Annotated in this window: 16 protein-coding genes; 7 read left to right on the forward strand and 9 right to left on the reverse strand. The window is 63.7% G+C overall.

The window, feature by feature from the left end:
* Window positions 1-4 precede the first annotated feature (4 nt).
* Together CIT31_RS25270 and CIT31_RS25275 are read right to left on the reverse strand one after the other, a co-directional pair.
* Entirely contained in the window at window positions 5-448 is a 444-nt protein-coding gene (locus tag CIT31_RS25270; protein ID WP_245316457.1) for a DUF6766 family protein, read from the reverse strand.
* Window positions 435-944: a ferritin-like domain-containing protein gene (locus CIT31_RS25275; protein WP_095520847.1), complete on the reverse strand. Its 510-nt coding sequence runs from the start codon at window positions 942-944 to the stop codon at window positions 435-437. The genes CIT31_RS25270 and CIT31_RS25275 overlap by 14 nt, the downstream gene beginning before the upstream one ends.
* A 400-nt stretch (window positions 945-1,344) precedes the next feature.
* On the opposite strand from CIT31_RS25275, the gene rpsU reads away from it, so the two are divergent.
* The 4 genes from rpsU to CIT31_RS25295 all read left to right on the forward strand — a co-directional run bounded on the left by rpsU (window position 1,345) and on the right by CIT31_RS25295 (window position 4,971).
* A complete protein-coding gene (gene rpsU / locus CIT31_RS25280; RefSeq protein WP_023675331.1) occupies window positions 1,345-1,617 on the forward strand; it encodes a 30S ribosomal protein S21 in 273 nt (90 codons plus the stop codon).
* Between the two features lie 150 nt (window positions 1,618-1,767).
* Window positions 1,768-2,613 carry a tetratricopeptide repeat protein gene (locus CIT31_RS25285; protein WP_095520848.1) on the forward strand — a complete coding sequence of 282 codons (846 nt, stop codon included), beginning with the start codon at window positions 1,768-1,770 and terminating at the stop codon, window positions 2,611-2,613.
* A 164-nt stretch (window positions 2,614-2,777) separates the two neighbouring features.
* A complete protein-coding gene (locus CIT31_RS25290; protein ID WP_029348080.1) occupies window positions 2,778-3,251 on the forward strand; it encodes a DUF992 domain-containing protein in 474 nt (157 codons plus the stop codon).
* A gap of 283 nt (window positions 3,252-3,534) precedes the next feature.
* Window positions 3,535-4,971, forward strand: a complete 1,437-nt coding sequence (locus CIT31_RS25295) for an MFS transporter (protein ID WP_095520849.1) — start codon at window positions 3,535-3,537, stop codon at window positions 4,969-4,971.
* On the opposite strand, the gene coaBC is transcribed toward CIT31_RS25295, so the two are convergent.
* From coaBC to ubiE, 5 genes are all read right to left on the reverse strand, one after another.
* Window positions 4,968-6,215 (reverse strand): bifunctional phosphopantothenoylcysteine decarboxylase/phosphopantothenate--cysteine ligase CoaBC, encoded by a 1,248-nt coding sequence (gene coaBC, locus CIT31_RS25300; protein ID WP_425350652.1) that lies wholly within the window; start codon window positions 6,213-6,215, stop codon window positions 4,968-4,970. The genes CIT31_RS25295 and coaBC overlap by 4 nt on opposite strands.
* Window positions 6,212-6,619, reverse strand: a complete 408-nt coding sequence (locus CIT31_RS25305; RefSeq protein ID WP_065011426.1) for a type II toxin-antitoxin system VapC family toxin — start codon at window positions 6,617-6,619, stop codon at window positions 6,212-6,214. Before CIT31_RS25305 ends, coaBC begins: the two co-directional genes overlap by 4 nt.
* Complete coding sequence (locus CIT31_RS25310) at window positions 6,616-6,876, reverse strand: FitA-like ribbon-helix-helix domain-containing protein (protein ID WP_029348087.1); 261 nt, start codon at window positions 6,874-6,876, stop codon at window positions 6,616-6,618. The genes CIT31_RS25305 and CIT31_RS25310 overlap by 4 nt, the downstream gene beginning before the upstream one ends.
* Before the next feature lie 75 nt (window positions 6,877-6,951).
* Entirely contained in the window at window positions 6,952-8,526 is a 1,575-nt protein-coding gene (gene ubiB / locus CIT31_RS25315; RefSeq protein ID WP_029348088.1) for a 2-polyprenylphenol 6-hydroxylase, read from the reverse strand.
* 13 nt (window positions 8,527-8,539) lie between these two features.
* Complete coding sequence (gene ubiE / locus CIT31_RS25320) at window positions 8,540-9,316, reverse strand: bifunctional demethylmenaquinone methyltransferase/2-methoxy-6-polyprenyl-1,4-benzoquinol methylase UbiE (RefSeq protein WP_095520850.1); 777 nt, start codon at window positions 9,314-9,316, stop codon at window positions 8,540-8,542.
* A 144-nt stretch (window positions 9,317-9,460) separates the two neighbouring features.
* On the opposite strand from ubiE, the gene CIT31_RS25325 reads away from it, so the two are divergent.
* From CIT31_RS25325 to CIT31_RS25335, 3 genes are all read left to right on the forward strand, one after another.
* The gene (locus CIT31_RS25325) at window positions 9,461-10,435 is read left to right on the forward strand and encodes an adenosine deaminase (protein ID WP_095520851.1); all 975 of its coding nucleotides are present in this window, start codon (window positions 9,461-9,463) and stop codon (window positions 10,433-10,435) included.
* A 105-nt stretch (window positions 10,436-10,540) separates the two neighbouring features.
* Window positions 10,541-11,170: a uracil phosphoribosyltransferase gene (gene upp / locus CIT31_RS25330; protein ID WP_029348092.1), complete on the forward strand. Its 630-nt coding sequence runs from the start codon at window positions 10,541-10,543 to the stop codon at window positions 11,168-11,170.
* Between the two features lie 107 nt (window positions 11,171-11,277).
* On the forward strand, window positions 11,278-11,841 hold the full coding sequence (locus CIT31_RS25335) for a TIGR02281 family clan AA aspartic protease (RefSeq protein WP_095520994.1): 564 nt from the start codon (window positions 11,278-11,280) through the stop codon (window positions 11,839-11,841).
* A gap of 74 nt (window positions 11,842-11,915) precedes the next feature.
* On the opposite strand, the gene deoA is transcribed toward CIT31_RS25335, so the two are convergent.
* The gene (deoA, locus tag CIT31_RS25340; RefSeq protein ID WP_095520852.1) at window positions 11,916-13,235 is read right to left on the reverse strand and encodes a thymidine phosphorylase; all 1,320 of its coding nucleotides are present in this window, start codon (window positions 13,233-13,235) and stop codon (window positions 11,916-11,918) included.
* Window positions 13,235-14,053 (reverse strand): purine-nucleoside phosphorylase, encoded by an 819-nt coding sequence (locus CIT31_RS25345; protein WP_095520853.1) that lies wholly within the window; start codon window positions 14,051-14,053, stop codon window positions 13,235-13,237. Before CIT31_RS25345 ends, deoA begins: the two co-directional genes overlap by 1 nt.
* Window positions 14,054-14,068: the final 15 nt, after the last annotated feature.

Raw genomic sequence — 14,068 nt, forward strand, 5'->3', positions numbered from 1 at the left:
CAGCTTAGTTCCGGTGGGCGTGCGGCTCGTCGGTGTGGCGGCCGTCATGTTGCAGGTCCAACTCGCGAATCGCCTCCTTGCCTTTCTTCGGATCGACAAGCCTAAGAAGCGCGTCGATCTTGGCCTCCATCCGGTCGGTACTCTCCTTCGATTGCGGCGAACCGACGAAGAGCAGGAACGCCAGGCCGCCGACCTGCCAGAGCAGTTGCAGGAATTCCGACTGCCAGTTCTCAAGCGTGTCGCGGCTCATCTCGATCAGATAGCCGCCGAATTCGGGCGGTTGGCCGAGCGCTTGCTGCTCGTCGAGATAGGCGAACCAGCCGAAAACCCAGTGACCGACGATCGAGATGATGAAGAAGCCGAGGGTAATCCAGGCATAACTGTAGGCCCGCCACACCGAAGGCGGCGTCATCTTGGCCGCCGGCCTGTTGTCCTCATCGTTTGGCATTGTCGCTGTCCGACTCCGAGCGAGCCAGGAACTGCTCCGTAGTCCCGGGCAGCTTGTTATTCAGCCACTCGGCCATCGCCTCCTCCTCACGCAGGTTTTGTTCGCAGGCCCGGGCGACTTCTGTTTCGCCAAGGGATTCGGCGGCTGCGATGAGGATCGTGTATGAGGCGATTTCCATATGTTCGAATGTGTAGCTCGCGAGTGAGCCTTTCATCACCTCGTCGCCGGCGAAGACGCCGCTTAGGGACTGCGCCATGGCCAACAGCTTGCCGCCCGCGTCCTTCAACGTGGACGTATCTTCGCCCAACTGTTCCAGGCAGGTTCTGAGGCGTGCGGCTTGCCCTTTCGTCTCGTCGACGTGCAGGTTAATGCGCTCACGGAGTTCGGGATAACTCTCCAGCCGGCTCAGCTGGCCGTTCAGCATGGTTTCGGCCTGCTCCTCCATCGCATGCGCGTCCCTGAGCCACTGGACGAGCCATTCACGGGTCTCTGACATCGGTTTTCTCCTGTGCTTGCCTATGCGAAACAACCATGGGGAACGAGGTTTGTTCCTTCGTTGATAGAGCCAGGCTGACCGTTTGCCGGATTGGGGGAGCAGGATTTATCGGTGGCGGAGAAAACGCCAACGATCGCTCATCGGTGCGGAGGCCCCGAACAGGCGAATCTACTACCAGAGGTCGTAATTCCTTGCTTCTGGCGGCAGTTATGCTATTGATTTGCACGTGGTGCTGATTTGCGCCGACGACCCGCCGCCGAGGCGGGTTTTTCGTTTCGGCAGTGGACAGAGCGGTATGATTCTGCTATCAGCCGCCACAATTCGTGGTGTAGACCGCCGCGGAGGCAAGCGACTATGGCCACTTGCCTGTTGTTAACAAACCCGAAAGACAGGATTGCCCGTGCAGGTACTCGTCCGCGACAACAACGTTGATCAGGCGCTTCGCGCGCTCAAGAAAAAGATGCAGCGCGAAGGCATCTTCCGCGAAATGAAGATGCGCGGACACTATGAGAAGCCTTCCGAGAAGCGCGCCCGCGAAAAGGCGGAAGCCGTTCGCCGCGCCCGCAAGCTGGCCCGCAAGCGCGCCCAGCGCGAGGGTCTGCTGCCGATGACGCCGCGTCCGGTGGCGGCTGGTGCTGCTGGTGCAGGTGCTCCGCGTCCGCCGCGGTTCTGACGCCAATTTTTCGTCCTTTTCGAAGGATACCCAGGGTGGCGCGATGCGTAATCGCCGCCACCTTTTTGTTGAATTCGACCAGTTCGGAGAGGGCCGGTTCGGAGACGGAACAGACCTGACGGCGCGGCGGGCAGTGAGGACACAGCAGATATGAACGCAACAAGCGTGGAGCGCAGAACCGCAATGCGCGGCTTCGCCCTGACGGCAGCCCTGCTTTCCGGCTTGGCGCTCGCCGGCTGCCAGACAGCCCCGACCGGCGAATTCACCAACATCGACAAGGCACAAGGGTCGGCCGAGAACATCTCCTCGCTGTCGGCGGTTATCCAGCGCAGTCCCCAGGATCCCGAAGGCTACAATGTGCGCGGCTCCGCCTATGGCCGCGGCGGCCAGTATCAGGCGGCGCTCAAAGACTTCGACACCGCCATCCAGCTCAATCCGAATTTCTACCAGGCCTATTCGAACCGCGCTCTCATCCAGCGCTTTCTCGGCGACCAGGCGGCCGCGCTTGCCGACTACAACCGCTCGATCCAGATCAATCCCGACTATGACGCCGCCTATATCGGCCGCGGCAACCTCTACCGCAAAGCCGGCCGCATCCAGGAAGCGTTCAACGATTTCCAGAAGGCGATCCAACTCGACACGACAGACGCCCGCGCCTACCACAATCGCGGCCTGATCTACCAGAGCCAGGGCCAGCACGCTTTTGCCATCGAGGATTTCTCGACCGCCATCTCGCTGGCGCCGGACGCCGCCGAACCCTACAATGGCCGCGGTCTCTCCTACCTCGCCATGAACGACGAGGACAATGCCTTCGCCGACATCAACATGGCGATCAAGCTCGACGGCAAGAATGCCGAGGCCTGGTCCAACCAGGCGCTGATCTACGAGCGGCGCGGCGACAAGGCCAAGGCGGCAAAATCCTACCGCGAGGCAGTGCGCCTCAACCCCACCTACCAGCCGGCCAAGGACGGCCTGGCGCGCACCAGCACCGGCTGACCGACGGCAGCGTTGGGCCTGATATGGCCGGCCTGCCGTTTGGCATGGCCTCGAAACCTTCAATGACTGTGCATTGACCCTCGCCTTGATCGCGCCAAGTTTTCGGCGGAACGCTCGGGATGTTCAGCCGTTGTTCAAGGCAATTCGCGAAAAGGACCCCTCCCATGATCAAGAAACTCGCCTGTGCCGCCGCCCTCGCCGCGACGGTGCTCGCTGCCCCTGCCAGCGCGGGCAGGCTGGAGCTCGGCGTGCTCGACTGCACGATCGACGGCGGCACCGGCTACATTGTCACATCCAACAAAGGCGTGGCCTGCACCTTTCGCCCTCATCATGGCGGTCCCCCCGAAGCCTATACCGGCGTCATTTCCAAGCTCGGCGTCGACGTCGGCAGGACGCACCAGGGCGAATTGATATGGGCGGTTCTGGCGGCCACCCGCGACCGTAATTCCGGCGATCTTGCCGGCAGCTATTATGGCGTCAACGCCGAGGCCAGCCTGGTGACTGGCGGCGGCGCCAACCTTCTGGTCGGCGGACTGAACAGCGCGTTCTCGCTGCAGCCTCTGAACGTACAGGCGCAGACCGGTGTCAACCTGGCAGTCGCCGTCACATCACTGGAGCTGATCCACTCGTTCAAATAAGCGTGCCATAGCGAGGCTCTGCGGCGCGGAACAGGATTGGACTGTTCCGCGCCGCATGATTTTTGGAAAACCGCCATGCCAAGGATGATCATCGCTGACGCCATGATCGCCAATCTTCGATCACCCTGACTTCCCGCCAGCATCTCGGCGCACCCGCAAAAACCGCTTGAACTCAACTGCGGTTGAGGTTTTACAACCCGCCCCCGAAGCGCCGCGTGCTTGTTGGAATCGAAGAGCGCTCCACCATTTTTAATCGGCGTATAAGAAAGTTTAAGAGGGCGGGGTGACGGAAACCAGCACAAACAGGGTCGACTGGCGCGCGCTGTGGGCGAACGGCGATCTGGCGCGCTTCTGCTTCATCAGCCTCGGCATCCTGCTGCACGCCACCAACGAAACCATGGTGGCAACGGTGATGCCAGCCATGGTCGGCGAACTCGCCGGCGTCCAGCTTGTCGGCTGGTCGCTGGCGATCTACGAGCTCGGCGCCATCGTCGCAGGCGCTGCCGCCGGACGGCTGGTGAGCTATGTCGCGCTGCGCACCAACATGATAGTCGCCGCCCTGCTCTATGCCGCCGGCGCCCTGGTCTGCGCCATCGCGCCCTCCATGCCGCTGTTCCTGGCGGGGCGCTCGATCGAGGGTTTTGGCGGCGGCGCGCTGGTGTCGCTGGCCTTCGTCTCGGTCGAGCGGCTGTTTCCACGTGCCATCTGGCCGCAGCTTTTCGGCGTCATGTCGGCGATCTGGGGCGTCGCCGCCTTCAGCGGACCGGTGCTCGGTGCGTTGATGACCGAGTTGCTCTCCTGGCGTTGGGCTTTCGGCGTCTTCACGGTCGGCGGCACGGCCATGGCGCTGGCGAGCTTTATCGTGCTCGACACGCCTGAGGCAACCAGGCCACAGGCGATCACTGGAACGGCGCCGCCCTTCCCCTTTGCCGCGCTCGGCTGCTTGGCCGTCAGCGTCGTGCTGATTGCCACGGCTGGGGTCGACATTGCCCTGCTGCGTTCCTCCCTACTGCTGGTCCTCGGACTGATCGGGCTTGCGCTGTTCATCCGCATCGACGCGCTGAAGCCGGGCTCGCGGCTGTTCCCGTCGCGGCTATTCTCATGGCGCACGCCGGTCGGCGCAGGCATGACCATGGTCGCCGCCTTTTCGGTGGCGACCTGTTCCTTCGCCGTCTACGGGCCGCTGCTTCTGACCAGCCTGCACGGCATTCCGATCCTGACCGCCGGCTATATCATCGCCGCCGAATCGATCGCCTGGTCGATCCTGTCGATCCTCGTCGCCAATGCGCCGCCGGAACGCGAGAGGCTGATCATCACCGGCGGCGCACTGATGATCGCGGCCGGCATCGTCGGTTTCGCCTACGCCGTGCCGGCGGGTTCGATTCCGCTGATCCTGTTTTGCGCCTTGCTGCAGGGCGGCGGCTTCGGCATTGCCTGGCCCTTCGTCACACGCGTGATCGTGGCATCGGCTAGGGATGGTGAGCAGACGATCGCCTCCGCCGCCGTGCCGACGATGCAGCGCATTGGCTATGCGGTGGGTGCCGCACTGACCGGCATCGTCGCCAATGCCAGCGGTTTTTCCGAAGGCCTGAACCGTGAGGCGGCGGCAAATGTCGCCACCTGGCTGTTTCTCGCCTTCGTGCCACTCGGCATTCTGGGATGCCTCGCCGCCCTCAGGATCTCGGGACCGGCAGCCCGGCCACAGGAAGCGACGAGCTAGACAGTAATCGTCTTAAGCCGTTCGGCCATCAAGGCGGCGAGCCGCGTCGCCACCTCGTCCTTGCTCATCTCAGGCCATTCCTCGACACCGGCCTTCGAGACAATCCGCACTCGGTTGCGATCGCCGCCCATCACCCCGCTTTCGGGGGACACGTCGTTGGCGACGATGAAATCGGCGCTCTTCTTCCTGAGCTTGGCCTCGGCGTTCCTGACCAGATCCTGCGTCTCGGCGGCAAAGCCGACGACCAGGCTGGGCCGCTTCCTGTGATGACCGACACCGGCAAGAATATCAGGGTTTTCGATCATCTGCAGCGCCGGCGGCCCCTCGCCCGCCACCTTCTTGATCTTCTCGCCGGCCGAAGTCTCGCTGCGCCAGTCGGCGACCGCCGCGACGAACACCGCCGCGTCGGCCGGCAGCAGCTGTTCGACCGCTTCCCTCATCTCGTTCGCGGTTTCGACATGCAGCGTGGTGACGTCAGCCGGATCGGCAATACCGACCGGACCGGAGACGAGGTGCACATCGGCGCCCAGCCTAGCCAGCGCCGCCGCGATGGCATGGCCCTGCTTGCCGGACGAGCGATTGGCGATGTAGCGCACCGGGTCGATCGGCTCATGCGTCGGACCTGAGGTGACGATGATCTTTCTGCCTGCGAGCGGCTTCGGACTGATATCGAGCAGCGCCTCGATCGCGGCGACGATCTCCAGCGGCTCGGCCATGCGGCCTTCGCCCGCCTCGTTGCTCTCGGCCATCTCGCCCTTCGCCGGGCCGACGAATGCGACGGCGTCCTTCTGCAACGTCGCTCGGTTGCGCCGGGTCGCCGGATGCGACCACATTTTCGGGTTCATGGCGGGCGCCATCAGCACCGGCTTGTCGGTCGCAATGAGCACGATGGAGGCAAGATCGTTGGCGTGGCCGTTGGCAAGCTTCGCCATCAGGTCGGCGGTGGCCGGCGCCACAACCACAAGGTCGGCCTCGCGCGACAGGCGGATGTGGCCGACATCGTGTTCGTCATTGCGGTCGAACAAATCGGTGAAGACGTGGTCGGCAGAGAGGGCCCCGGCCGACAGTGTGGTGACGAATTCCTGCGCTGCAGCGGTCATCACCACCCGCACGGCGGCGCCCCGCTCACGCAGCCGCCGGATTAGGTCGAGCGCCTTGTAGGCGGCGATGCCACCGCCGATGATGAGCAGGATGCGCTTGCCGGAGAGGGTCATGCCCGAGGCCAGCTCTTTGTCCAATGTCATGCCGGCCTCAGAGCCGGTTCGATATCGGTATGGATGAAATCATTGCCCTTGAAAAGCAGCGGGAGGTTTCGCGTCTTGGCCAAGGCGTAGGCGAAGCAGTCGCCCATGTTGAGATCAGCACGATGGCGAGATCCACGACCATAACGAGAGTAGGCAAGCCGTGCGACTTCAAGCTGCGCCAAATCAAAAGGAACTACCGTCAACTCAAGACGGTCGATAAGCATTTGGAACTCGCTAGCGTTGACGCTACCGCTTGATCGGCTCGCTACACAATGCGCCTCCAGCAGCGTCGCAGTGCTTATCAGTGCAGCAGGTGAGGTTCCGAAAACATCGACGAACGCAGCCGCATCCGGCTCTGCGCCAATGATTGCGATCAATGCCGACGTATCGACTGCGACTGTCACAGAAGTCCCTCGTCCCACATATGATCAGTGAGCGCCTTGAGGTCAAAAGGACGTTCCAACTTCCGTCCGAGCGCCAAAATTTCTTCACGTGACGCCTTCAGCCGCCACGCCCCATTCTCAAGCTTGGTTTTTGGGATCGCCACCTCACGCAAGGCATCCCGCGCTTCCTGCTCCATCGAAACGCCACGCGCGGCAGCGCGCTCGCGAAGCACCTGCTTTACGCTTTCGTCAAGATTGCGGATTGTTATCGTGCTCATGGTCACGCTCCTCGCCCTTAACATAGGCAATAAGCAGCATGACTGCAATGACAGCACTGCTGTCATTGCTTGCATTCAGAGCAGCTTCCACGCAATGATGACCATTGCCAGCGCGATCACCCACAGCGCCAGCCGGCCGGAGCGGGTGTAGCGCGCCTCGGCCTTACCGATGGCGCGCGCCGTCCTTTCATCGAAACGCAGCCCGTGTTCGGCCATCAAATCGATCTCGCGCGACAGCCGCTCGGTGCGGGCGGCGAGGTCGGGCGCCTGGCGGGCCAGCGCCAGCAGCGCGCTGGCGCCGTCACGTGCGTCGGCCAGCAGAGCACGCGGGCCGAGATTGCCCGATATCCAGCCGCCGACCACCGGCTCGGACGTCTTCCACATGTTGAAGGCCGGGTCGAGGGTGCGGGCGACGCCTTCGACCACCACCATGGTCTTCTGCAGCAGCACCAGCTCGGAGCGCGTCGCCATGTCGAAGAGATCGGTCACCTCGAACAGAAGCGCCAAGAGCTTGGCCATCGAGATGGTTTCAGCCGGCTGGTCGTGGATCGGCTCGCCGATCGCCCGGATCGCCTGGCCGAATGCCGCGACATTATGCTGGCGGGGCACGTAGCCGGCCTCGAAATGCACTTCGGCGACGCGCAAATAGTCACGGGTGATGAAGCCGTAGAGAATTTCGGCGAGGAACCGGCGCTCCTTCTTGCCGAGCCGGCCGGCAATGCCGAGATCGACAGCGACGATGGTACCATCGGGCTCGACGAACAGGTTACCCGGGTGCATGTCGGCGTGGAAGAAACCGTCACGCAGTGTGTGGCGCAGGAACGACTGGACCAGGTTGACGGCGATCGCCTTCAGGTCATGGCCGGCGGCAGCGAGGCCGGCAATGTCGTTCATCTTGATGCCGTCGACCCATTCCATGGTCAGCACGTCACGGCCAGTACGTTCCCAGTCGACGGACGGGACGCGAAAGCCGGGATCGTCTTTGGTGTTCTCGCCGAGTTCCGAAAGCGCTGCCGCCTCGAGCCGCAGATCCATTTCGATCTTGGTGGTCTGCGCCAGCGTCTGGGTCACTTCGACCGGACGCAGCCGGCGCGACGACGGAATGTATTTTTCCTGGAGACGGGCGGCGAGGAAATAGCTTTCGAGATCGCGAAAGAAACGGCGTCGCACGCCCGGCCGGATGACCTTCACCGCCACTCGCGAACCGACGCCGTCCTGCAGGGTTTCGGCGATATGGACCTGAGCGATCGACGCGGCGGCGACGGCCTCGCCGAAACTGGCGTAGAGCTCGCCGACCTTGCGCCCGAGCGAAGCCTCTATCGCAGCTATGGCCTCGGCCTGCGGAAAGGTCTGCATCTTGTCCTGCAGCATGGCGAGATCGAGCGCTATGTCGTTGCCGACGACATCGGGGCGCGTCGCCAGGAACTGGCCGAGCTTGACATAGGATGGGCCGAGCCGGACGACGGCCTTGGCCAGCCGGTCGCCACGCTCATAGGCAAGCGCGCGGCGGCGGGTCAACAGCCGCGCCATCCGCCAGCCGAGTTTCGGCAGACCGAAGAGCTCGTCGCCCGGCAGCGCCGCGACTACGCCTTCGCGGACCAGCACCCAGCCGGCCCGCACGAGCCTGAAACCAGCGCCGACACTGCTCATGACTGCGCTCGCCTCAAAGCTTCCAGCCCGAATGAAGCGCAGCTATGCCGCCGGAATAATTGCGAAAAGAAGCGCGGTCGAAGCCGGCGCGGGAAATCATCGCCGCAAAATTCTGCTGATTGGGAAATTTGCGGATCGATTCGACCAAGTAGGAATAGGGCTCGCCGTCGCCGGTCACCGCCTTGCCGATCCTGGGGATGGCGTTGAACGACCACGCCTCATAGGCCTTGTCGAGCAGCGGCATGTCGACCTCGGAAAATTCGAGGCAGAGGAAGCGCCCGCCGGGCTTCAGCACGCGATAGGCTTCCGCAAGCGCCACATCGATGCGCGGCACGTTGCGAATGCCGAAAGCGATCGTGTAGGCGTCGAATGTGGCCTCAGTGAAAGGCAGCTCCTCGGCATTGGCTTCGACGAAATCGGTGTTTGCCGTCAGGCCCTTTTTCTCGGCCCGGTCGCGGCCGACGGCGAGCATCGAGCCGTTGATGTCGAAAACCGTGGCATGGGCGTTCCTGCCGCTCGCCTCGACGATGCGGAAGGCGATGTCGCCGGTGCCGCCGGCAACGTCGAGAACGCTCCAGCCCGGTCGTTTCGGTGGATTGAGCCATGTGACCATGGCGTCCTTCCACAGCCTGTGCAGCCCGGCCGACATCAGGTCGTTCATCAGATCGTAGCGGTTCGCGACCTTGTGGAAAACGTCATTGACCAGGGACTGCTTCTCGCCTGCCCCTACACGCTTGAAACCATAGGACGTTTCCATGCCGCCAACGGCCGTGGTTCTCTCAACCGACATTATTTTTGATCCGCCATAAAACCGGCGGGACCATAGCCGATCGATGGTGCCGACGCTATTGTTTAAGGCGCGGTGTTCGGCCGCGCTTCTCGGTCGTGAAATCGTACTTATGTCGACGAGCTGGAGACCTGACGGGATGATTGCATGCCTCTGAAAGCGGAACTGCACTGCCATATCGAAGGGGCAGCGGCGCCCGAACTCGTCATCCGCCAGGCGCAGAAATACGGCAAGGACACCTCGCGCTACATTCAGAATGGCTCTTTCGTCTGGCACGATTTCACCTCATTCCTCGCTGCCTATGATTTCTCCTCCGACCTGTTCCGCACCGAGGAGGACTATGCCCGGCTGGCCGATCATTACCTGACCAGCCTCGCCCGCGACGGCGCCATCTATTCCGAGATCTTCACCTCGCCGGACCACGCCGGCAAGGCCGGCCTGTCGCCCAAGGCCTATACGGACGCGCTCGGCGAAGGCATCGCGCGCGCCAAGGCCAAGACCGGCATCGAGGGCCGCATGATCGTCACCGGGGTGCGCAATGCCGGCGTCGAATCGATCGAGCAGGCGGCGCGCTTCGCGGCCCGCTGCGGGCATCCGCTGGTCACCGGCTTCGGCGTCGCCGGCGACGAGCGGATGGGCGATCTGGAGGATTATGTCAGGGCCTTCGAAATCGCGCGGGAGGCCGGCCTCGGCATCACCGTCCATGCCGGCGAACTGATGGGCTGGGAGAGCGTCGAGGCCGCACTCGATCACATCCGCCCCGCCCGCATCGGCCATGGCGTGCGCGCCGTCGAGAACCCCGACATTGTCCGGCGCATCGCCGACGAAGGCGTCGTACTCGAATGCTGTCCCAGTTCCAACGTCGCGCTGAAGGTCTTCGACAGTTTCGCCGATCACCCTTTTCCGGCACTGCAGGCGGCAGGCTGCAAGGTGACGCTAAACTCCGACGATCCGCCCTATTTCTGGACGTCGCTGAAGCGCGAATACGACATTGCCGCCGATCATTTTTCGATGAACGACAAGGCGCTCGCCGCCGTCACCAGAACCGCCATCGAGGCCGCCTTCGTCGACAAGAAGACCAGGACAGCGCTTCTCACCCGCCTCAACAGCGCCGCCCGCTAACTCTCTTTTTTCGGCAAAAGCTGTGGTCGGCGGCAGCAGGCGGTTCCTTGGCCGGCGCATTGTCGCTAGGGTTCGCGTAGGCAGCCGGGATTTCAGGAGAACACCATGCAGGGCGTCACCGTCGTCGACCACCCGCTTGTCCAGCACAAGCTGACCATCATGCGCAAGAAGGAAACCTCGACGGCCGGCTTCCGGCGGCTGCTGCGCGAGATCTCGCTGCTTCTCGGCTACGAGGTCACTCGCAATCTCGAGCTGACGACGACGACGATCGAAACGCCGATCGAGACGATGGAAGCGCCGACGCTGGAAGGCAAGAAGCTGGTCTTCGCCTCGGTGCTGCGCGCCGGCAACGGCTTGCTCGAAGGCCTGCTCGACCTGGTGCCGGCGGCGCGCGTCGCCCATATTGGTCTCTACCGTGACCACGAAACGCTGGAAGCGGTCGAGTATTTCTTCAAGGCGCCGAGCGATCTCGCCGACCGGTTGGTGATCGTCGTCGATCCGATGCTGGCGACCGCCAATTCGGCAATCGCGGCGATCGACAAGCTGAAAGGGCGCGGCGCCACCAACATCCGCTTCCTTTGCCTGTTGGCTGCCCCCGAAGGCCTCGAGCGCTTCATCAAGGCGCATCCCGATGTTCCGGTCTTCACCGCTTCCATCGACCGCCAGCTCAACGAGAAAGGCTATATCATGCCGGGCCTCGGCGACGCCGGCGACCGCATGTACGGGACCAAATGACCGTGCCACTCGTTTACCGATCGTTTACGCAAACGGCCGCTTTCCGCATCTGTTAAAGCGGCAAACACCATACCGCGATAAGCATGGGCCTTCACGAAGGCCGGTCCATGCTGCGCAATCTTATCATCCTTGGCATGCTCGCCGTAGCATCGGCGTCGTTCCCGATCCTCTATCAGTCGAATCCGCAGATGCTCGATGGCCTGCTGAAATCGGCGGTCGGTACCAGGCCGGCAGTCGAAACGCAAACGGATCTGAATCTGGCCACGGTTCCGGATAGACCGGCGACGCCGCGGCCGCTCGGCCGCAAGGTCGTGGTCGCCGCTGACGTGCGCGGGCATTTCACGTCGGCGTTCAGGCTCAACGGTCGAACGGTCGACGGCATGATCGACACCGGCGCGACGCTCGTCGCCATCAACAGTTCGACGGCGCGCAGGATTGGCATCTCGCTGAACGTGTCCGACTTCAAACACGAGGTAAACACCGCCAACGGCGCGATCAGGGCTGCCCTGGTGACCATCGATCGGCTGCAGATCGGCAAGATCACGGTCGACGGCGTCCAGGCGGTGGTGCTCGACGACAAGGCGCTGCGCACCAACCTGATCGGTCTGAGCTTTCTCCAGCGGCTTGAAAAGTACCAGGTCGAGAACGGCGCGCTGCTGCTCGTCCAGTGAACCAAGATCCCGGAAAAGTGGAAACCGGTTCTCGGAACGATCATCGTCCAACAAGAAGAGCCTTGCTGACCGGATCACCCGCGCGGCAGGATCCGCCGGATGACGGTTTTTTCCGCGGGCGGCTTCGAAGCACCGATCGCATAGGCCGAAAGCACGGCGGCCGCGGCCGCTTCGGCATCCGCGGGATTGCGGGCATGGACCAGCGCCAGCGCCTCACCGGGGCGCACCTCCGCGCCGACCGGCAACAGCCGGGTGATGCCGACCGCATGATCGATCCTGTCGTCCGGCCGTATGCGCCCCCCGCCAAGCCCGACGACGGCGAGCCCGATGTCGCGGGTCGCGATGCCGGTGACGAAGCCGTGTTCGGTCGCCTTGACCGCAACTTCAGTCGCCGCCTTCGGCAGGTATTTTTCCGGATTCTCGACGAAATCTGCGGGGCCGCCGAGCGCCGCCACCATGCGCGCGAAGACGGCGGCGGCACCGCCGCCGGCAAGCGTCTCGGCGGCGCGCCGCATGCCGTCCTGGTTGGACGACACCAGCCCGGCAGACTGCAGCATGTCTGCGGCCAGAGCCAGCGTCACATCCTCCAGGCGCCGGTCGCGGAAGCGGCCGGTTAGAAAATCGACGGCGTTGCGCACCTCGACCGCGTTGCCGGCTGCCGACGCCAGCGGCTCGTTCATGCCGGTGACCAATGCTGAGGTCTTCAGTCCTGCGCCATTGGCGACTTCTACCAGGCTGTTCGCCAGTGTTGTTGCGTCGCGCGACTTTTCCATGAAGGCGCCGTTGCCGACCTTTACGTCGAGCACCAGCGACTGCAGGCCGGCGGCCAGCTTCTTCGACAGGATCGAGGCGGTAATCAGCGGCACCGATTCGACGGTTCCCGTCACGTCGCGGATCGCATAGAGCCGGCGGTCGGCGGGCGCGAGATCGGCGGTCTGGCCGATGATGGCGCAGCCGGCCTCGAGCACCGCCTTGCGGAAGCCCGCCACATCCGGCTGGCTGATATAGCCGGGGATGGCGTCCATCTTGTCCAGCGTGCCGCCGGTATGGCCGAGACCACGGCCGGAAATCATCGGCACATAAGCGCCACAGGCGGCGACGATCGGCGCCACCACCAGCGAGACATTGTCGCCGACGCCGCCTGTCGAATGTTTGTCGGTGACTGGGCCCGGCAGGTTCGACCAATCGAGCACGTCGCCGGAGTCGCGCATGGCCAGCGTCAGCGCCACCGCCTCGTCGCGGCTCATGCCGTTGAAGAACACCGCCATGGCGAAGGCCCCGACCTGCCCGTCCGAGACGGCGCCTGCGGTCACGCCTTCGATGAAGCTGGCGATCTCCTGCGTCGACAGCTTGTGGCCGTCGCGCTTGCTGCGGATGATTTCCTGGGGAAGCATCAGGCCGGGACCTTACGCTCCGGCAAGCCATCCTGGAACACACGCTGGAGGATCGTCGCCAGACGCGCGCCGCCAACCGGCGCCATGTCCTTGGTCTCCTGGTGCGAAAGCTCCGCCCCGGTCATCCCTGCTGCAAGGTTGGTGATGACCGAGCAGGCGGCGACCCGCAAGCCGAGGAAGCGGGCGAGAATGACCTCCGGCACGGTCGACATGCCGACGGCGTTGGCGCCCATGACGCGCGCCATGCGGATCTCGGCGGGTGTTTCGAAGCATGGCCCGGAAAACCACATATAGACGCCCTTGTGCAGGGCGGTAGCGGTAGCCTTCGCCGCCGTCTCGATCGCCGCGCGAAGGCCGGCATCATAGGCTTCGGTCAGGCCGACGAAGCGGCGGTCGCTTGGCTCGCCGATCAGCGGGTTGGAGCCCGAGAAATTGATGTGGTCGGTGATCAGCATCACCGAGCCTGGCCCCATGTCCGGATCGACCGAGCCAGCGGCGTTGGTGAGGATCAGGTTCGAAATGCCGAGGCCGGCGAGCACCTCCAGCGCCGGCCGCATCGCAGCCGCGTTGCCGTGCTCGTAGTAGTGAGCGCGGCCGGACAGCATCAACACTGGTGTGCCGGCGAAATGTCCCGCCACCACCTCGCCGGCATGGCCGGTGACGCCGCTTCTGGGAAAGCCCGGCAATTCGGCATAGGAAATGCGGACAGCGTCCTCGACCTCTTCGACAAGCCCGCCAAGGCCCGAACCCAGCACCAGCGCGGTGGCGGGCGCCAGCCCGTCCAGCCTTTCGACGAGACGATCAAGCGCCTCCTTCATTTCAACCAGCTCTTC

This window comes from Mesorhizobium wenxiniae (genome assembly GCF_002284535.1).
Taxonomy (GTDB): Bacteria; Pseudomonadota; Alphaproteobacteria; order Rhizobiales; family Rhizobiaceae; genus Mesorhizobium; species Mesorhizobium wenxiniae.

Excerpts from the sequence above, each read along its gene's own strand:
- CIT31_RS25270 (WP_245316457.1), bottom strand. The coding sequence starts at position 448 with ATGCCAAACGATGAGGACAACAGGCCGGCGGCCAAGATGACGCCGCCT.
- CIT31_RS25275 (WP_095520847.1), bottom strand. The coding sequence starts at position 944 with ATGTCAGAGACCCGTGAATGGCTCGTCCAGTGGCTCAGGGACGCGCAT.
- CIT31_RS25285 (WP_095520848.1), top strand. The coding sequence starts at position 1,768 with ATGAACGCAACAAGCGTGGAGCGCAGAACCGCAATGCGCGGCTTCGCC.
- CIT31_RS25290 (WP_029348080.1), top strand. The coding sequence starts at position 2,778 with ATGATCAAGAAACTCGCCTGTGCCGCCGCCCTCGCCGCGACGGTGCTC.
- coaBC (WP_425350652.1), bottom strand. The coding sequence starts at position 6,215 with ATGACATTGGACAAAGAGCTGGCCTCGGGCATGACCCTCTCCGGCAAG.
- CIT31_RS25310 (WP_029348087.1), bottom strand. The coding sequence starts at position 6,876 with ATGAGCACGATAACAATCCGCAATCTTGACGAAAGCGTAAAGCAGGTG.
- ubiB (WP_029348088.1), bottom strand. The coding sequence starts at position 8,526 with ATGAGCAGTGTCGGCGCTGGTTTCAGGCTCGTGCGGGCCGGCTGGGTG.
- ubiE (WP_095520850.1), bottom strand. The coding sequence starts at position 9,316 with ATGTCGGTTGAGAGAACCACGGCCGTTGGCGGCATGGAAACGTCCTAT.
- CIT31_RS25325 (WP_095520851.1), top strand. The coding sequence starts at position 9,461 with ATGCCTCTGAAAGCGGAACTGCACTGCCATATCGAAGGGGCAGCGGCG.
- upp (WP_029348092.1), top strand. The coding sequence starts at position 10,541 with ATGCAGGGCGTCACCGTCGTCGACCACCCGCTTGTCCAGCACAAGCTG.
- CIT31_RS25335 (WP_095520994.1), top strand. The coding sequence starts at position 11,278 with ATGCTGCGCAATCTTATCATCCTTGGCATGCTCGCCGTAGCATCGGCG.
- deoA (WP_095520852.1), bottom strand. The coding sequence starts at position 13,235 with ATGCTTCCCCAGGAAATCATCCGCAGCAAGCGCGACGGCCACAAGCTG.
- CIT31_RS25345 (WP_095520853.1), bottom strand. The coding sequence starts at position 14,053 with ATGAAGGAGGCGCTTGATCGTCTCGTCGAAAGGCTGGACGGGCTGGCG.